Genomic DNA, 17,987 nt, shown 5'->3' with positions numbered 1-17,987 from the left:
GAGCGGCTGACGCGGCTGGGGACGGATCAGTGCGCGAGCGAGGGGGCGAACTGGCCGCCGACCCGATAACGGTACAGATAGGAGGGCGCGATCGACTCCATGCTGGCCGGATGGACGACGCCCAACGCGGCCAGACCCTCGGCGCCCGGCGAGACCACATTGTCCTTCTGCAGCATGACGACCTGGTCGCGGGTCAGGGGCGGGGTCAGACCGATCAGGCTGACGGTCTGGAGCAGCGAGCCCAGCAGTCGGGCGACCGGGAAGGGAATGGGGGCCAGCAGACGGTCGCGGTGGGTCTCGCGCTTCACCAGCTCCAGCACCTCGCGGAACGTATAGATGTCCGGTCCGCCCAGTTCATAGGTGCGGCCGGCCGCGTCGCCTCGGGTCACGGCCCGGGCCACGGCCTCGGCCACATCGCCGACATAGACCGGCTGGAACCGGGTCTTGCCGCCGCCGATCAGCGGCAAGGCGGGCGCCAGGGTCGCCATGGCGGCGAACCGGTTCAGGAAGCCGTCGTCGGCGCCGAACACCAGCGAAGGACGCAGGATGACGGCGTCGGGATAGACGGCGCGGATCTCGTTTTCGGCCTCGCCCTTGGTGCGGGCGTAGGCGGAGGGGCTGTTCGCATCGGCGCCGATGGCCGAGATCTGGACGACACGTTCGACGCCGGCGGCCTGGGCCGCCTGGGCGATGTTCCTGGCGGCCTCGACGTGGGCGCTCTTGAAGCCGCGCTTGCCGCCGCCGTCGTGCAGGACGCCGACCAGATTGACCACGGCGTTCGAGCCGCGCACGGCCGCCGCCACGTCCTCGGCGCTGGTGACGTCGCAGCGCATGAACTGGATCTGGCCCGGATCGCCGGCCGTCTGGACCTCGATGGCCAGAACCGGGTTGCGCACCGCCACGCGGATGCGCCAGCCGCGACGGGCCAGGGCGCGCACCGCCTGGGCTCCGATGAAGCCCGAACCTCCGAAGAGGGTCACGACGCCGGGGGCGAGGTCAGCCATGGGAGAAGCTCCAGTGAATTCCGTGTCGGCGGGATAGCCGATGGGGCGCCGCATCGCAACGCGGGCGACCCGGTCCGGGCGGATGAAACGAAAAACAGAGTCCGATTTGTCCGATTTGTCCGATCCGCGCCGTCGTCCGCTCCTGAAAAAGAGTGTCCGATGTGTCCGATGTGTCCGGTTCGCGCGGTCGTCCGCTCCTGAAAAAGAGTGTCCGATGTGTCCGATGTGTCCGGTTCGCGCGGTCGTGCGCTCCCAAAAAAGGTGTCCGAAGTGTCCGATGTGTCCGATCCGATCTCTTCGCCCGTCCGCCGCCTCCGCTCGTCCCCGTCGATCCGCGACTGTCGCACGGCGGGCGGCCCAGGGGCGTAGAAGGCGGGTTTGGAGTCCTAACCGGTTGGAAAGGCTGAGGGCGGCTTGGCGATCGAGCGGCGCTCGCCCATTTAAGGCCCATGCAGATTTTCACCATCGGATATGAGGGGGCGACCCAGGCGGAGGTGATCGAGCGGCTGAAGGCCGCCGGGGTTGATCTGCTGATCGACGTCCGGGCGGTCGCCGCCTCGCGCCGCGCCGGCTTTTCCAAGACGGTCCTGGGCGAAAGCCTGAAGGCCGAGGGGATCGACTATCTGCATCTGCGGGGGCTGGGCACGCCCAAGGCCGGTCGCGACGCGGCCCGCAAGGGCCATGTCGCCGAGATGCGCGCGATTTTCGCCGACCATCTGGCCGAACCCCAGGCCCAGATGGAGTACGCCCGGCTGAAGGATCTGGCGGGGGAGAAGCGTGTGGCCCTGCTGTGTTTCGAGGCCGATCACGCGGGATGCCACCGCGCGGTGTTGGCCGAGCGGCTGGCCGAGGAGGACGGGGCGACGGTGGTCAATCTGTAGGGGTGAGGGCGAGGCCCACCTTCCCCCGCTTGCGGGGGAATCAGCAGGTCGTGGCGCGAAGCGCCACGCCTGACGATTGGGGGGCGTTTTTCTTCTGAAATAAGACTCCCCTCTCCGACCCTGGTTCGCTTCGCGAACGCCGGGTCACCTCTCCCGCAAGCGGGAGAGGGTCTTTTGCTTTACGGCCGGCCCACCAGGTCATCGACCGAACCGCTGGTGACCGGATGGTACAGGGGCCGGGCCTCGGCGTAGATGCGGCGGGCGATGGAACGGCCCCAGTCGCCCTCGTTCCACAGGGTCTGGAACAGGGGCAGGACGAATTTGCGCCGGCCCTGGCTGGTCAGGAACCGCTCCGCCGTGGCGACCGACGGCTGATAGCGGTGGGCCAGGGCGATCTGGAGCCAGGCGAAGGTCAGTTCGCTGTTGCCCTCGTTCGCCAGGTTCAGGGTGCGCTCCATGTCCGCCAGCTGGGCGTCGGTGAGCCAGTCGCCGCTGCCGTTTCCAACCGGGGGGCGCCAGCCGAGGAAGCGCTGGCGCTGCTGAGTGTTCCAGTCCTTCCAGGGGACGGCCGAGGCGGGGCCCTTGCCGACAAAGAAGGCCCATGCCGCGTCATCGACCGGCTTGAAGGCGTTCGAAACGGGCGCCACGGCGTTGGACGGCAGGCCGGGCTGATAGACCCAGGCGTCCAGCTGAAGCTGGGATTCCAGGGCAGCGTCGCCCTTCACCAGATGGGTGCGGATGTCGTCCAGGAACATGGCCGTGGTCATGGGGCGATAGGCGTTGCGGTCGAAATAGCCGCGCAGCCAGGCGTCGAACCGATCCCGCCCGACGGTGCGTTCGACGGTGCGCAGGAACAGGGCGCCCTTCTCATAGGCGATGTCGTTCATGCCGTCGTCGGGGTCGCGGCCCTTCAGGTCCAGATGCAGGCGGGTGTCGGGCGCGGGCAGGGACTTCAGCGTGTCCTGCAGGCTGCCCCAGCCCAGAACCTGTTCCTGCATGGCGCGGTCATGGCCATAGACCGACTCCATGATCCGGTTCTCGAAATAGACGGTGAAGCCCTCGTTCAGCCAGAAGTCGTTCCAGGTGGCGTTGGTCACCAGATTGCCGGACCAGGAGTGGGCCAGTTCGTGCGCCACCAGCGAGACCAGCGACCGGTCCCCGGCGATGATCGTCGGGGTGGCGAAGGTCAATTTGGGGTTCTCCATCCCGCCGAACGGGAAGGAGGGCGGCAGGACCAGGAGGTCGTAGCGGCCCCAGCGATAGGGGCCGTAGAGCTTTTCGGCCGCGTCCACCATCTCGGCGGTCGGCTCCAGCTCATGGGCGGCGGCGCGCAGGCGGCTGGGCTCGGTCCAGACCCCGGTGCGTTCGTCGAAGGGGGCGAAGGCGATGTCGCCGACGCCGATGGCGATCAGATAGGGCGGGATCGGATTGTCCATCCGGAAGCGCCAGGTCTTCATGCCGTCGGCGGCGGGCTCGCCGTTCGGCGTCAGATGGTCGGCGCTCATGACCACGGTCAGGTCTTCGGGCGCGGTGATCCGGGCCGAATAGGTCTGGCGAATGCCGGGGCTGTCCTGGGTCGGGACCCAGGTGCGGGTCAGGATGGCCTGGCCCTGGCTGAACAGATAGGGCTTTTGACCGCCCGCCGTCTGGCTGGGCGACAGCCATTGCAGGGCCGCTGCGTCGGGCCGGGTCGAATAGCGGACGGTGATCTTGCGCCGTTCGTCGGGCGCGAAGGCCGGGAAATAGACGGTCAGGGGCTGGCCCTTGATGGCGTCATTGTCGCCGACGACGTAACGCAGCGGCTGACCCGAGGCGTCGCGCACGTCCTGAATGTCCAGATTGCGGATGTCGAGAATGATCTCGTTGGCGCCGGGGACGGCCAGGATGTCCAGGGTCGCCGTGCCCGACAGGGTCTTGGCCTCGAAGTTCGCGGTCAGGTCCAGGGCCACATCGACGACGCGGGCGATCTCGGGACGGGCGTAGGTGTGGCTGTCGACGGCGTCCGGGCCGGGGGCGGGCGCGACGGCCGGCGGCGCCAGGGCCGCGCTTCCGGTCGTGGTCGAACAGGCCGAAAGGCCCAGGGCCGAGGCGAGTGCGAGGGCGGAGACGAGGCCGAAGGCTTTGCGCGTCATCGAGGCTTTCCGGATCAGATCATGAGCTTGGCCCGGAGAACGCGCGGAAACGCGAAAAAGATCAAGCCTCGACGCGGCCGCAGCCTATGCGGTCGGTGGCGCGTGATGGGCGCGGAACAGCCGGCCCCGCTCGGCGAACAGGACCAGGGCCAGGGCCGTCAGGCCGAAGACGGTGAAGCCCAGGGACATGGGCACGGTGGTGCCGTTGAACTGCTGACCCACCGCAAAGCCCAGCAGGGAGCCGAAGACGGTGGAGATGAAGCCCTGGATCGAGGCGGCCGTGCCGGCGATATGGCCCATGGTCTCCATGGCCATGGCGCCGAAGTTCCCGGCGATCAGGCCGAAACAGAACATGGTCAGGGTCTGGAGGACGGCGAAGGTGATCAGGGTTTCATGGCCGCTGAGGGCCACCGCCGCATGGACCGCCGAAACCGTGGTGAAGCCGATCAGGGCGGTATGGGAGATCTTGCGCGAGCCCAGCCGCACCACCAGTCGGGCGTTGACCAGGGAGGCGACCGCTATGCCGCCCGCGATCAGGGCGAAGACGGCGGGGAAGGCGGCCTCGGCGTCGAAGACGTCGGCGAAGATCTGCTGCGAGGAGTTGATGAAGCCGAACAGGGCGCCGGTGATGGCCGTCATGGCCAGGGTGTAGCCCATGGCGGTGCGGTCGGTCAGGGCGGTGCGATAGGCCGAGGTCAGGCGTTTGACCTGGATCGGCAGACGATCCTCCGGCTTCAGGGTCTCGGGCAGGCGTAAGGATGCCCAGACGATCAGACCGACGCCGATCAGACCCAGGCCGGCGAAGATCCAGCGCCACGGCCCGACCAGCATGATCAGTTGCCCCAGGGACGGCGCCAGGATCGGCACGCCCAGGAAGACCAGGAAGCTGAACGACATGACACGCGCCATGGTGCGCCCCTCATAGCGGTCGCGCACGATGGAGACGGCCAGCACGCGGGTGCAGGCGCTGCCCAGCCCCTGGCCGATCCGCGCCAGGATCAGGGTCTCGAAGGTCGGGGCCAGGGTCGCCAGCAGGCTGAACATCACATAGACGCCGACGCCGAACAGCAGCACCGACTTGCGTCCGAACCGGTCTGCGACCGGACCATAGATCAGCTGCGCCGCGCCGAAGCCCAGAAGATAGGCGGTCACCACCCACTGACGGCTGTTTTCGTTCGCCACGCCCAGGTCGGCGCCTATGGCGGGCAGGGCGGGCAGCATGGAATCGATCGCCAGGGCGTTCAGCGCCATCATCAGGGCGATCAGACAGACGAACTCGACGAATCCGGGTTCTCTTCTGGCGGGGGCTGACGCGGCGGAAACGGACATCCGGGCCAGATGCCCCGCCGCGCCGCGAACCGCAACCAGTCGCCGGCTATAAATTGCTGCAATGCAGCGAAATCGAGGTTGAACGCCGGGCGCCTCGCCAATGTCATGAAGCTTCGCTAGAGGAAGTCATGACAGAACAGATGACAGCACAGGCGGCGCTGGACCGCCTCGAAACCCTCTACACCCAATCCGTGACCAACCTGCGCGACGCCGTGCGGGATTTCGTCAACACCGGCGCCCGGCCCGATCCGGTCAAACGCGCCGAAGGGGTGTTCGCCTATCCCGAACTTCGCATCCGCTGGGACGGGGATCGCCCCCAGGACCTGGAGCCGCGCGCCTATGCCCGGCTGGCCAAACAGGGGGTCTATTCGACCACCGTCACCCGGCCGGACCTGTTCCGCCCCTATCTGACCGAACAGCTGGGTCTGCTGGAAAAGGAATACGGCGCGACCTTCGAGGTCGGGATTTCGAACCAGGAAATCCCCTTCCCCTATGTGACCGACGGGCTTGAGGTGGCGCTGGACCGGTCGATGACGGCGGCCCTGGCGCGCTGGTTCCCGACCACGGACCTGGCCCATATCGGCGACGAGATCGCCGATGGTTTGTTCGACATGGGCGGCGACTTCCCCCTGTCGCATTTCGACGGGCTGAGAACCGACTTCTCCCTGGCCCGGCTGAAACACTACACCGGAACCCCGGTGGACGACGTCCAGTCCTATGTCCTGTTCACCAACTACAACCGCTATGTCGACGAGTTCGTGCGCTGGGCCATCGAACAGCTGCAGACGCCGGGCACCCCCTATCAGACCCTGTCCTGCGCCGGCGGGGTGGTGATCACGCGCGACACCCCCAATCCCGAGACGGCGATCAGCGATACGGCCTGGAAGAAGCACCAGATGCCGGCCTATCACCTGACGGCGCCGGGCCACCAAGGAGTGACCCTGGTCAATATCGGCGTCGGCCCGTCCAACGCCAAGACGATCACCGACCACCTCGCCGTCACCCGCCCGCACGTCTGGCTGATGATCGGCCACTGCGGGGGCCTGCGCGCCAGCCAGTCGATCGGCGACTATGTCCTGGCCCACGCCTATCTGCGCGACGACCATGTGCTTGACGCGGTCCTGCCGCCGGACATTCCGATCCCCTCGATCGCCGAGGTCCAGCGCGCCCTGTACGACGCCACCAAGTCGGTCAGCGGCATGCCGGGCGACGAGGTCAAGCTGCGCCTGCGCACCGGCACGGTGGTCACCACCGACGACCGGAACTGGGAGCTACGCTATTCCAAGTCGGCGCTTCGTTTCAACCAGAGCCGCGCCGTCGCCATCGACATGGAAAGCGCCACCATCGCCGCGCAAGGCTACCGGTTCCGGGTGCCCTACGGCACCCTGCTGTGCGTCTCGGACAAGCCGCTGCACGGCGAGATCAAACTGCCGGGCCAGGCCAACCGCTTCTACGAAGGCTCGATCTCGGAGCATTTGCAGATCGGCATCCAGGCGGTCGGCCTGATGCGGGACGAGGGACCCAAACTCCACTCCCGCAAGCTCCGCGCCTTCGACGAGCCGCCGTTCCGTTAAGAGGGGCGCGATAGACCCTCTCCCGCTTGCGGGGGAGGTGGCCCGGCGTTCGCGCTGCGAATCAGGGTCGGAGGGGGAGGTTTCACTTGAAAAGAAGACTTCCCCCATCGTCAGCCGTCTCGCTGCGCTCGACGAGCTGACACTTCCCCCGCAAGCGGGGGAAGGTCTGTTCGCTGTCGCAGATCAAGAAAGCGCTTTACAATGCAAAGCGCATTGTGCATCCTGTGATCATCGGATTTCAGGAGGAGTTCGCCATGACGCGCGACACGCAGACGATCCAAGACGACATCGCCTATATGCGGGCTTTGGCTCACGAAGGTCGGCACGCGCCCCTGCTGGCGGGCCCCATACTGGTGGCTGCGGCCATCATCTTCGGAGGCGCCAGCCTGGGGCAGTGGGCGCTCAAGACCGACTTGATCGCGCTGAATCCCTGGGCGGCGCTCTGGCTTTGGATCGGTTCGGCCCTGGTCTTCGCGGCCGCCCTGGTCGTGCTGATCGGGCGGATGAAGGGACGCCCCGGCTATAATTCGTCGGGCAATCGGGCGGTGGGCGCGGCCTGGTCCGGCGTGGGCTTCGGCATCTTCGTCACCTGGTTGGCCCTCACCGCCCTGTCGGTGAAGAGTGGAAGCTGGGCCTGGATGGCGGTCATGCCGACGGTGGTTCTGACGGCCTATGGATCGGCCTGGATGGTCGCGGCGGCCATGACGCGCGTGCGGTGGATGAGCGTCACGGCCCTGATGTCCTACGCCGGCGCCGTCGCCGTCGCCTGGTTTGCGGACAGTCCGGCCATCTATCTGGTCTATGCCCTGGTCCTGGCCGCCGTCGCCCTGGTCCCCGGTCTGATCCTGATGCGGCAGGAACCGTCGGAGATCGTCTGATGGCCGATGACTTCGACATCAGCCGGATCGACGAGGTCATCCACGGGCGGATCCGGCTGGGGATCATGGCCTATCTGTCCGGCGCGGACACAGCCGACTTCAACACCTTGAAGACCCGGCTCCAGACGACCGACGGCAATCTGTCGGTCCATCTGAGGAAGCTGGAGGAGGCGGGCTTCGTCGCCGTGACCAAGAGCTTCATCGGCCGCAAGCCCCTGACCCAGGCCAGTCTGACCGAAGAGGGCCGCGCCGCCTTCGTCGCCTATCTGGACGCCATGGCGGGCCTGCTGCCGGCGCGCTAGAGCATGATCGTTTCGGACGGAACCGCTTTGCGGTTCCGACAGAAGCGTGAATCATGCTCTCGCTTTAATCTGGAGCCTGATTCACCGTTTCAGCGGAACCGCGAAGCGGTTCCTCTTCAACGGATCAGGCTCTAGAAGCGGGGCATGAGCCACCGTCTCCATGCCTTCGAGGCCATCGACAACTTCCGCGACTATGGCGACTACGCCACGGCGGCCGGGCGACGCATCCGCCCCGGCCGCCTGCTGCGCTCGGGCCATCACGCCCGGGCCAGCGACGCCGATCTGGAGCGGCTGAAGGGGTTCGGCCTGGGAGCGGTGGTCGATCTGCGCCGACCGGGCGAAAGGCGCGACCAGCCCTCGCGACGGCATGACGGTTTCGACGCCCTGGTGATCGAGGGCGGGATCGACGACGGGGCCGAGGCGCCCCACATCACCTTCCTGAAAACGGCGGACCTGACGCCGGATTCGGGTCGGCGTTTCATGACCCAGACCTATCGCAGCCTGCCGTTCGACGCCGCCCACATCGACGTTTTCGGCCGCTATTTCCAAGCCCTGGGACAGATGGGGGGCGATCAGGACCGACCCGTGCTGATCCACTGCGCGGCGGGCAAGGACCGGACCGGCTTTCTCGCCGCCTTGACGCATCATCTGCTGGGCGTCCACCACGACGACCTGATCGAGGACTATCTGCTGACCAATACGGCCGTCGATCTGGTCGGTCGCGCCCCCGCCATTGCGCGGCGTCTGCACGAGATGACCGGCCGTGTCGCCTCCGACGACGCGGTGGTGGCCTTCCTCGGGGTGGAGGCCGCCTATCTGGACGCCGCCTTCGCCGAGGTCGAGGCGCGATACGGATCCCTGGACGCCTATCTGGAACAGGCCCTGGGCGTCGACGCCGCCCTGCGCGCCCGAATCGAGGCGCGGCTGTCGGCGTGAACGGCGCCCTGACCCATGTGGTCGTCCGCGATCATCCGTGGACGGACCCCTTGGCTGTCGCGGCCGGGATCGGTGGGACGGACGGCGCCCTGGCCCTGCTGTCGGACGGCGGTCCCGGCGGCCGCTGGTCCCATGTGGCGACGGCGCCGGATCGGGTTCATGTGGGCGGGGTCGAAGCCGATCTGTTCGACCCCCTGCGCGATCCGGCCTGGAGCGCAGGGACGGTGGGACTGGCCGCCTATGACGCGGGCGCGCGACCGGCGACCGGCGAGCGGCCCCTGGTGTGGCCCGACCTGATCCTGGCCCGCTATCCGGCCATGCTGAGCTTCGACCATCATCAGCGGCGTGTTCGCGCCGTCGGCCGGGGGGCGACGGCGGCGCAGGCCGAGGCGGCGGCCGTTCAGGCGTCGAAATGGCGGGCGGCGGCGGTCACGCCTGCGACTCCCGACGCTCCGGCCGAGACCTTTGCGGCCGAGGCGCCGGACCAGGCCTATCGCGACTGCGTGGCCGAGGTGGTCGCCCGGATCGCGGCCGGTGAACTGTTTCAGGCCAATATCGCCCGCGCCTGGGGCGGCGCGCTGAAGCCAAAGGCCGATCCGTTCGACGTCTTCCTGCGGCTGCAACAGGGGCGGGCCTCGCCCTACGGCGCCTTCTGGCGGATCGGGGACCGGGCCCTGGTGTCCAATTCGCCTGAGCTCTTCCTGGCCTTGGACGGCGAGGCCCGGCGCATCGAGGCGCGGCCGATCAAGGGCACGCGCGCCCGGTCGGCCGACCCCCTCGAGGACGCGGCCCTGGCCGCCGCGCTTCAGGCCAGCGCCAAGGACCGGGCCGAAAACCTGATGATCGTCGATCTGATGCGCAACGACCTGGCCCGCGCCTCGCGCGTCGGCTCGGTCGCGGTCGAACGGCTGTTCGCGATCGAGAGCCATCCGACCGTCCACCATCTGGTCTCGACCGTGGTCGGCCGGGCCGAGCCGGGGGTGACGCCGGCCGACCTGCTGGAGGCGACCTTCCCGCCCGGCTCGATCACCGGGGCGCCCAAACACCAGGCCATGAAGGTCATCGCCGAATATGAGCCGCCGCGCGGCGCCTGGTGCGGGTCGCTGTTCATTCTGGAAGACGGCGGGGGGCTGACCGCCTCGGTCCTGATCCGCACCGCCGCGTTCGAGCGCCGGGACGAGTGTTGGACCTTCCGCACCCTGGCCGGCGCCGGAATCGTCGCCGACAGCGACCCTCAGTCCGAACTTGCCGAGACCGAAACAAAGATCGCCGCCCTGAGACAGGCTCTGACGGGTCAGCAGTCCGTACAGGCGATCTGCGTCACCTCGCGCGGATTCAGATAGGCGCGGCGGGTGAAGCTGGCGGACGGCAGGAAGCGCTGGAACGGCGAGGCGTAGGTGTAGCGGGCCTCGGCGATGATGATCGACGACCCGACCGGCAGGAGATCAGCGGGAATGTCGGCGTCCGCGACGGTGAGTCGGCCGCTGAGGGCCCCACTCCCGCCCGAGGCCGCCCAGCTGCGGCTCCAGTTCACCGTATATTTGGTCGTCGTGTCCCGGCTGACGCTGCTGACCCTCTGTTCCAGCGAGGCCGGGGCGAAGGGCGCCATGATGGAGGGGCCCACCAAAAAGACGTTGTCGATGTCGGCCTTGGTGATGTCGCGGGACTGGGCGGTCAAATCCGCGACCGAAGCGGCCACATGGCTGGTGCGACGCACAGCCATATAGCCCTGACACAGATCGACCATGCCTGCATAGAACAGGATCATGACCGGGGCGATCAGGGCGAATTCGACCGCAGAGACCCCGGTCTCGTCGCGCGCCAGCCTGCGCATCAGCGACCGGCGCATCAGAAGGGCTCGTTGCGGAAGGCGGTGGTGGCGGAGATCATGATCTGTCCGGGCCCCGCGGCGCTCACGGACTGGGTCAGGGCGGGCACGATCATCGGCTGTTTGTACCAGACACGCGCGACGACCAGATTCTGGGCCGCGCCGGGGTCGTAGCCGGTCTTGGACAGGTCCAGGACGCCGTTCTCGTCCTTGGGCGGGTCGATATTGTCGGAGAATTTGGCGACGACCCGGACATCGACGGTGGCGCGGGCGGCGCAGTCGCTCTTGAACACGCTCATCTGATCGCAGAAGGCCTGTGTGAACCCGGCCTGATCCAGACCCTTGGCCTGGGCCTCGCCGGTTCGGATTTCGCGGCTGACGGTCAACAGGGCGTTTTCGGCGACGGCGTCGGTGATGAAGACCAGACCCAGCTGGAAGATCGAGAACAGCAGAAGAAAGAAGGGGGTGGCGACCAGGGCGAACTCCACCGCCGCCGCGCCTTCACGGTGACCGGCGGAGCCGCGACGGGGAGAACGATCCAGCGCCGCCATGGATCAGGGCGCCGAGGCCGGGCCGGTCGCGGCGGCGCCGGCGCGCAGGCTGGGGGCGCAGGAGGCGCCGCAGGTCATTTCCGTGGCCTGGGCCCCGCGCCAGACCCGAACCGATCCGGTCGATCCGCCGGTAACCACGATCTCGCGCTGGAACAGGGTGCGGCCCACGCCGTCGACCGCCACCACCTCGGTCACCCCATAGCCCTTTCCGACGATGAACAGGGTGTTGGCGTCCACCACGGTGACGTCGGCGATCTGAGGATTGGCGACGATGACCGAGGCGGCGGCGCCCCGCAGCTGGACGCGCGCGGAGCGGTCGATCTCGACATTGAGCGCGCCGTTCGGGCTCTGGGCCTGGGCGGGCAGGCCGGCCAGGGCGAGGACGGCGGTGATGACGGCGATGGAAAAGCGGGGCATCGGCGGCTCTGAAACAAGGGCGCGCATCAGCGCGGACGCGCGCATGATGGCCCAGGCTTCCTCAACAAAGGCTGAAGTTCGTCGATCCGGGATTTTCTGTGGTGAATCCGCAGGTAACTAAAAACCGTGACCTGCCCTTAACGCCTCTTGGTCATTCTAACCGTGCGTTTTGGGGGTCAAGCGGGCTACCGGCTCCCCCCGCCAAGTTGCTCGCTAGACATTTACACAAGGGAACTCACCATGACTAAGTTCATCTCGCGTTTCGCTAAGGACGAATCCGGCGCCACCGCCATCGAATACGGCCTGATCGCCGCTCTGATCGCCGTCGTGATCATCACCGTGCTCGGCACCGTCGGCACCAACCTGAACGCCCGTCTGGAGGAAGTCGCCACGGGTCTGGAGAAGAAGGGCGAATAAGACGCCCGACGTCTTGAAGCCTGGGAAGGGCCGGAGCGCACGCTCCGGCCCTTCTTCTTTGCGGCGCGGCAACCCGGCCTTAATCCGCCCGTGCCAGCATGGGGTCATGGACCTTCTGAGCCTTCCCTTCCTGGCCGTCTTTCCGATCCTGATGGTGGCCACGGGTCTGCACGACCTGACCACGATGCGGATTCCGAACTGGATCTCCCTGGCCCTGCTGGCCGCCTTCTTTCCGGCGGCCCTGCTCGTCGGCCTGACCCTGCCTGAGATCGCCGTCCATCTGGGCGTCGGCTTCGCCGCCCTGATCCTCGGCATGGGCCTGTTCGCCCTGAACTGGATCGGGGGCGGGGACGCCAAGGCCCTGGCTGCGGCCTGCCTGTGGTTGGGGTTCGGCGATCTGGGGCCGCTGCTGCTGTGGATCGCCCTGGCCGGCGGCGGCTTCTGCCTCCTGCTGATCCTCGCCCGCCAATACTATCCTCTGCTGTCTCCGCTCCCGCCGCGCCTTCCGTGGGTCGCCCGCCTGCTGGAGCCCAAGGGCGATATTCCCTATGGCGTCGCCATCGCCATCGGCGCCCTGCTGACCTTTCCCGAGGGCGACATGGTCGTTCGCGCCTTGGCGGTTTCTTGAGGTTGCGCAAGCGGGCGTCGCTTAGGAAGCGTTAACTCTCGGGCCTCATGATCGTTAACGGTAGGGGGCGAGGATCATGTCCGGCTCGCCGCGCCTGCCGGAGATCGTCTGGATGAAGCCCGCCCGCATCGTCGTCCTTTGCATCGCCGCCGTGTCCGCACTGGGCCTGGCTCTGGTCGTGCGCGCCATGGGGCAGGGCGAGCCCGCCGCGCCGGCCGCCGCCGCGCCTGTCGAGGCGCGCCCCATGGCCAAGATTTTGGTCGCTGCCCGCGATCTGGAGCCCGGCAAACGCCTGACCGACGGCGACCTGTCCTGGAAGGACTGGCCGGTCGATCAGTTGAACCCCGCCTTCATCAGCGACGGCTCCGTCCCGCTTCCCGCCGCCGCCGACAAGCCGGCCGAGGCCAAGCCCGCTGATGAAAAGGCCGTCGCCGACAAGACCGCCGGCGCGGTTCAGCGGGTCGGCGAGGCCGCCGGCCGCCTGGTCGGGACCGGAGTCAAGTCCGACTATGTCGGCTCGGTCGTGCGCGAACCCATTCTCGCCGGAGAGCCGATCGTGGCGCGCAAGATCGTGCGCGCGGGCGACAGCGGCTATCTGGCGGCCTATCTGGAGCCCGGCATGCGCGCCATGGCCATTGCGGTCACGGTGGAATCGGCCGCCGGCGGCTTCATCCTGCCCGGCGACCGGGTCGACGTCGTCCTGACCGCCCAGAAGGAGACTCCTTCCGGGGCGGTGGAAGGCGGCGGCTCGGGCTCCAAATATTCGTCGGCCACAGTGATGCAGAACGTCAAGGTCCTGGCCATCGACCAGTCCACCCGGGTCGGCGACGACGCCCAGGCCGTGGTCGGGGCGACCGCCACCCTGGAGGTCCGCCCCCAAGACGCCGTGCTTCTGGCCCAGGCCAAGTCCGAGGGCGAACTGTCCCTGTCGCTGCGCTCCTACGCCGATACGGCGGGGCCGTCCGGCGCGACCCGCGCGCCCCAGGCGGCGGCCCTGACGCGCAACGTGCGGGTCTATCGCGGCGGGACGCCTGAAACCGTGGTGACGCCGTGAGAGCCTCGATCCTGTCCAAGGCCGTCCTGATCACGGTCGCCGCCGCCGGCCTGGTCCTGGCGCCGGCCGCCGGAACGGCCCAGACGCGCGCCGCCGTGTCGATGGGGACGGCGCCGCGGCTGATCAACCTGCCGCGCGGCACCTCCTTCGCCGTGGATCTGCCGGCCGACGCCCGTGACGTGATCGTCTCCAATCCGCAGGTGGCCGAGGCCATGCTGCATTCGCCGCGCCGGATCACCGTGATCGGGATCGCGCCGGGTGAGACCGACGCCGTCTTCCTGGACGCCGCCGGCCGCACCATTCTGAGCCTGCGCGTCCGGGTCGATGCGGGCGTCAGCGCCCTGCAGGACACCCTCAGCCGCGTGGCCCCCGGCGGCGGCATCCACGCCGAGGCCGTCAACGACAGCGTCATACTGACCGGAACGGCGGACAGCCCGGCCCAGGCGGCCCAGGCGGCCCAGGTCGCCCGCGCCTTCGTTTCGGCGCCGGAGAAGGTGATCAACATGATCAGCGTCGCCGGCTCGGACCAGGTGACGCTGAAGGTGCGCGTGGTCGAGGTGCAGCGCAGCAGCCTGAAGCAACTGGGTTTCAACGCCGACATTCTGAAGGGCTCGGGCATCCACTCCTACGGCTTCAGTCGCCCCAACACCTATGGGGTGAACGGGGCGGCGGTCGGAGGCGGGGGGTTGTGTTACAATCAGACCGGCGGTCGGACGACGAACGGGACCAGCACGGTCTCCAGCGGCAGTCAGACGAGCGCCGGCTCGAACGCCAGCGCCTCCCAGACCTGGACGGGCGCCCCCTTCCCGACAACGGTTACGGTCACCGACGTCAACGGCAATCTGGTTCAGGTCCCTGGAACGGCCCTGGCCCAGGCGTCGACCGGCTCCTCGAGCGCGGCCTCGGTCTCGAACGCCATCCAGGATATCGCCTCCACCGCCTTCCGCACCATGACGGGCACGAACGCCACCGGCTGTCTGGAGGCGTTCGAGCGGGTCGGTCTGGCCCGGACCCTGGCCGAGCCCAATCTGACGTCGGTGAACGGCGAATCCGCAAACTTCCTGGCCGGGGGCGAGTTTCCCCTGCCGACCGGGCGGGATCGGGACGGCAACATCACCGTGACCTATAAGCCCTACGGCGTGGGCCTGGCCTTCCGGCCCATCGTCCTGTCGGGCGGCCGCATCTCGCTTCAGGTCAAGGTCGAGGTGTCCGAACTGACCGAACAGGGCGGGTTCACCATCGGCGCCGGCACGGCCTCGTCCATCACCCTGCCGGGCCTGACCGTCCGACGCAGCGAAAACACGGTTGAACTGCCGTCAGGCGGCGCGATGATGATCGCCGGCCTGTTGCAGGAAAGCACGAGGCAGGCGGTCGATTCCCTGCCCGGCATGACCAATCTGCCGGTGCTGGGCTCCCTGTTCCGCTCGCGCGACTATCTGAACGGCGAGACCGAGCTGGTCGTCATCGTCGAGCCCTATATCGTCAGTCCCACCTCGCCGGATCGGATGCAGACCCCTGCCGACGGCCTGCGGATCGCCACGGATTCCCAGACCATCCTGTTCGGACAGCTGAACCAGGTCTATGGCGCGCCCGCTCCCGGACCGGCCGGTTCAGGCGCCGCTTGGCAGGGCGCCGTCGGCTATGTGATCGAGTGAGCTCATGACCCGTCTCTCGTTCTTGCCTCTCGCCCTGTTGGCCGGCGCGGCGCTCGGTCTCTCCGCCTGCGTCGGCGGCCCAGGCAGCCTGGGCGGTGAACCGCCCCTGACGCCGACCTCCCGCTATGCGCTCCAGGTGGAGACCGGCCTGGACCGGATCGCCCTCGCCGTTCACGACGACGGCCTTTCGGCCAATCAGAACGCCGCCCTAGCCGCCCTGGTCGAACGGTTCGCCGCCGTCGGCGCCGGTTCTATCACGATCGAGGCGCCGGCCGGGGACGATCCGGTCGCCGCCCAGACCGCCTACGCCGTGCGCGACGCCCTGACGCGCCTCGGTGTGGGTGGAGACCGGCTTCGCATCGTCGGCTATGACGGACCCAATCCGCGCGCGCCGGTCCTGGTCGGTTTCGAAACCGTCCAGGCGGCCGTGCCCCGCTGCGGAACGGCCTGGGGCAATCTGAGCCGGACCGGGGACAACAGGTCCTCGTCCAACTTCGGCTGCGCGGTCAACGCCAATCTGGCGGCCCAGATCGCCGACCCGCGCGACATTGCAGGGCCGCGCGCCATGACCCCCGCCTCGGCCGGGCGGCGCACGGTGGTGTTCGACAAATACGCCGCCGGCGAGCAGACCGCCGCACCCCAGGAGACGCTGGTGGAGAGCGCGCGCATTTCGACGGCGGTGGACTGAGCCTGATGAACCCCGCCGCGCCTCGCCCCTTCGACGCCCTGGACGACGGTTTCGACGTCGACATGGACTTTTCCGAGCCGTCCGCCTTCCCGACCTCGGACGCCCGATCGGCCGCCTTCCTGAGCGCCGGCGCCCATCCGGGCCAGCCGGCGCCCTCCGGTGGGGGTTCGCCCCAGGCGCCCTCCAGCTTCAATCCTGTCGGCGAGATGGTGGCCAGGGCGCAGTCGACGCTTGCGCCCGCGCCTGCGGCGACGCCCCATTCGGCGCCCGCTCTGGCGCCCATGATATCGGCCGAGACCAGCCTGGCGCCCGTCGGCGCCATCGGCGAGGTGTCGGTGCCCCGCATCGCCATCCATGTTTTCGCCGAACGTCAGGACACCCTGGCCGCAGCCGAGCGCGCGGCCCAGGACCGGCGCCTGTCGCGCGCCACCACCCAGATCCGCATCGGCGGGGTCATGGGGGCAGTCGAGACCTATCGCCATGAGCCGACCCCGCCCCTGATCATCGTCGAATGCCTGAAGGACCCCCAGACCCTGCTGTGGGAGGTGGATCAGCTGGCCGAGGTCTGCGACACCGGCACCAAGGTGGTGGTGATCGGGGCGACCAACGACATCCTTCTGTTCCGCGAACTGATGCGGCGCGGCGTCAGCGAATATCTGGTCGCCCCCCTTCAGCCCCTGCAGCTGATCGCGGCGATCGGCGGCCTGTTCAACGATCCGGCCCAGCCCTTCGTCGGCCGCTCCATCGCCTTCGTCGGCGCGCGGGGCGGGGCGGGGGCCTCGGCCGTGGCGCACAATACCGCCTACGCCATTTCCGAGCGGATCGGCGCCAATACGGTCATCGTCGATTACGATCTGCCGTTCGGCACGGCCGGACTGGACTTCAACCAGGATCCGCTGAACGGGGTGGTCGACGCCCTGGGCCAGCCGGACCGGCTGGATGCGACCCTTCTGGACCGGATGATGGTCCGCTGCACCGACAAGCTGAGCCTGTTCGCCGCGCCGGCGACCCTGGACACCGACTGGGACATCTCCACCGAGGCGTTCGAAGAGGTCACGACCCGCATCCGCGCCACCGCCCCCTTCGTCATCCTGGACCTGCCCCATCTGTGGTCGCCGTGGATGCGCCGCACCCTGATCAGCGCCGACGAGGTGGTGGTGGTGGCGACCCCCGATCTGGCGGCCCTGCGCAACGCCAAGAATATGATCGACCTGATCCATCAGGGCCGGCCCAACGACGCTCCGCCGCGTCTGGTGCTGAATCAGGTCGGGGTGCCGGGCCGACCGGAAATTCCGGCCAAGGATTTCGGCGCCGCCCTGGGCGTCCATCCCAGTCTGATCATTCCGTTCGACGCCAAGACTTTCGGGGCGGCGGCCAACAACGGCCAGATGATCCTGGACGCCGGCGCCAAGACCAAGGCGGCCGAAGCCTTCCAGACCCTGGCCCAGATCGTCTCGCGCCGAGAGCTGCCGGCTGCGGCCGCAGGCAAGCCCGTCAAGGCGGCGCGGCCCGCCGAGGAGGACAGGGCGTCCAAATCCCTGTTCGGCTCTCTGTTCAAGAAACGCTGACGGATGTTCGGCAAACGCACAGGTCAACCCGGCGTCGGCGCGGCGCCCCTGCGCGAGGCGCCCTCTGCCGCGCCGCCCGCCGCCACGGGTTTCGACGCGCCCCTGCGTCAGCCGACGCCCGGCGTCCAGACCGAGGCCTTTGCCT

General features: G+C 68.3%; 18 protein-coding genes. 12 read left to right on the top strand and 6 right to left on the bottom strand.

Annotated elements, in window-relative coordinates; all coding sequences use genetic code 11:
- Positions 1–26: 26 nt before the first annotated feature.
- Complete coding sequence (locus ACZ5M6_RS02060) at positions 27–1,004, bottom strand: complex I NDUFA9 subunit family protein (RefSeq protein WP_054764251.1); 978 nt, start codon at positions 1,002–1,004, stop codon at positions 27–29.
- Between the two features lie 449 nt (positions 1,005–1,453).
- Here ACZ5M6_RS02060 and ACZ5M6_RS02055 point away from each other — a divergent pair, with 449 nt between their 5' ends.
- Positions 1,454–1,885 carry a DUF488 domain-containing protein gene (locus ACZ5M6_RS02055; protein ID WP_464159481.1) on the top strand — a complete coding sequence of 144 codons (432 nt, stop codon included), beginning with the start codon at positions 1,454–1,456 and terminating at the stop codon, positions 1,883–1,885.
- Between the two features lie 179 nt (positions 1,886–2,064).
- Here the strand turns inward: ACZ5M6_RS02055 and ACZ5M6_RS02050 are convergent, their stop codons facing one another.
- Together ACZ5M6_RS02050 and ACZ5M6_RS02045 are read right to left on the bottom strand one after the other, a co-directional pair.
- Complete coding sequence (locus ACZ5M6_RS02050) at positions 2,065–4,017, bottom strand: M1 family metallopeptidase (protein WP_464159479.1); 1,953 nt, start codon at positions 4,015–4,017, stop codon at positions 2,065–2,067.
- 84 nt (positions 4,018–4,101) lie between these two features.
- Positions 4,102–5,346: a multidrug effflux MFS transporter gene (locus ACZ5M6_RS02045; RefSeq protein ID WP_191554686.1), complete on the bottom strand. Its 1,245-nt coding sequence runs from the start codon at positions 5,344–5,346 to the stop codon at positions 4,102–4,104.
- Between the two features lie 128 nt (positions 5,347–5,474).
- Between ACZ5M6_RS02045 and ACZ5M6_RS02040 the strand changes: the two genes are divergently transcribed.
- From ACZ5M6_RS02040 to ACZ5M6_RS02020, 5 genes are all read left to right on the top strand, one after another.
- Positions 5,475–6,920, top strand: coding sequence for an AMP nucleosidase (locus ACZ5M6_RS02040; protein ID WP_183216631.1), 1,446 nt, complete (start codon positions 5,475–5,477; stop codon positions 6,918–6,920).
- Positions 6,921–7,174: 254 nt separating this feature from the next.
- Entirely contained in the window at positions 7,175–7,798 is a 624-nt protein-coding gene (locus tag ACZ5M6_RS02035; protein ID WP_191554684.1) for a hypothetical protein, read from the top strand.
- Positions 7,798–8,100 (top strand): winged helix-turn-helix domain-containing protein, encoded by a 303-nt coding sequence (locus ACZ5M6_RS02030; RefSeq protein WP_054764246.1) that lies wholly within the window; start codon positions 7,798–7,800, stop codon positions 8,098–8,100. Before ACZ5M6_RS02035 ends, ACZ5M6_RS02030 begins: the two co-directional genes overlap by 1 nt.
- 144 nt (positions 8,101–8,244) lie before the next feature.
- The gene (locus ACZ5M6_RS02025) at positions 8,245–9,036 is read left to right on the top strand and encodes a tyrosine-protein phosphatase (RefSeq protein WP_464159476.1); all 792 of its coding nucleotides are present in this window, start codon (positions 8,245–8,247) and stop codon (positions 9,034–9,036) included.
- The gene (locus ACZ5M6_RS02020) at positions 9,033–10,379 is read left to right on the top strand and encodes an anthranilate synthase component I family protein (protein WP_182713895.1); all 1,347 of its coding nucleotides are present in this window, start codon (positions 9,033–9,035) and stop codon (positions 10,377–10,379) included. Before ACZ5M6_RS02025 ends, ACZ5M6_RS02020 begins: the two co-directional genes overlap by 4 nt.
- Here ACZ5M6_RS02020 and ACZ5M6_RS02015 read toward each other — a convergent pair.
- The 3 genes from ACZ5M6_RS02015 to ACZ5M6_RS02005 are packed head-to-tail and all read right to left on the bottom strand — an operon-like array spanning position 10,331 to position 11,832.
- Entirely contained in the window at positions 10,331–10,885 is a 555-nt protein-coding gene (locus tag ACZ5M6_RS02015; protein ID WP_054764243.1) for a TadE/TadG family type IV pilus assembly protein, read from the bottom strand. The genes ACZ5M6_RS02020 and ACZ5M6_RS02015 overlap by 49 nt on opposite strands.
- Positions 10,885–11,415, bottom strand: a complete 531-nt coding sequence (locus tag ACZ5M6_RS02010; protein ID WP_336968104.1) for a TadE/TadG family type IV pilus assembly protein — start codon at positions 11,413–11,415, stop codon at positions 10,885–10,887. The genes ACZ5M6_RS02015 and ACZ5M6_RS02010 overlap by 1 nt, the downstream gene beginning before the upstream one ends.
- A gap of 3 nt (positions 11,416–11,418) precedes the next feature.
- The gene (locus tag ACZ5M6_RS02005; protein WP_054766768.1) at positions 11,419–11,832 is read right to left on the bottom strand and encodes a pilus assembly protein N-terminal domain-containing protein; all 414 of its coding nucleotides are present in this window, start codon (positions 11,830–11,832) and stop codon (positions 11,419–11,421) included.
- A 240-nt stretch (positions 11,833–12,072) separates the two neighbouring features.
- Here ACZ5M6_RS02005 and ACZ5M6_RS02000 point away from each other — a divergent pair, with 240 nt between their 5' ends.
- From ACZ5M6_RS02000 to ACZ5M6_RS01975, 6 genes are all read left to right on the top strand, one after another.
- Positions 12,073–12,249 carry a Flp family type IVb pilin gene (locus ACZ5M6_RS02000; protein WP_054764241.1) on the top strand — a complete coding sequence of 59 codons (177 nt, stop codon included), beginning with the start codon at positions 12,073–12,075 and terminating at the stop codon, positions 12,247–12,249.
- A 106-nt stretch (positions 12,250–12,355) separates the two neighbouring features.
- Positions 12,356–12,877, top strand: coding sequence for an A24 family peptidase (locus ACZ5M6_RS01995; RefSeq protein WP_054764240.1), 522 nt, complete (start codon positions 12,356–12,358; stop codon positions 12,875–12,877).
- Between the two features lie 76 nt (positions 12,878–12,953).
- Positions 12,954–13,931, top strand: a complete 978-nt coding sequence (gene cpaB, locus ACZ5M6_RS01990; protein ID WP_224762254.1) for a Flp pilus assembly protein CpaB — start codon at positions 12,954–12,956, stop codon at positions 13,929–13,931.
- The gene (locus ACZ5M6_RS01985) at positions 13,928–15,586 is read left to right on the top strand and encodes a type II and III secretion system protein family protein (RefSeq protein WP_464159471.1); all 1,659 of its coding nucleotides are present in this window, start codon (positions 13,928–13,930) and stop codon (positions 15,584–15,586) included. The genes cpaB and ACZ5M6_RS01985 overlap by 4 nt, the downstream gene beginning before the upstream one ends.
- Positions 15,587–15,590: 4 nt before the next feature.
- A complete protein-coding gene (locus ACZ5M6_RS01980; RefSeq protein WP_201463367.1) occupies positions 15,591–16,274 on the top strand; it encodes a CpaD family pilus assembly protein in 684 nt (227 codons plus the stop codon).
- Between the two features lie 5 nt (positions 16,275–16,279).
- Positions 16,280–17,842, top strand: a complete 1,563-nt coding sequence (locus ACZ5M6_RS01975; RefSeq protein WP_464159468.1) for an AAA family ATPase — start codon at positions 16,280–16,282, stop codon at positions 17,840–17,842.
- Positions 17,843–17,987 lie beyond the last annotated feature (145 nt).

It is taken from the genome of Brevundimonas sp. Br13 (assembly GCF_055391505.1).
This window is presented reverse-complemented; position numbering and strand designations above follow the sequence as displayed.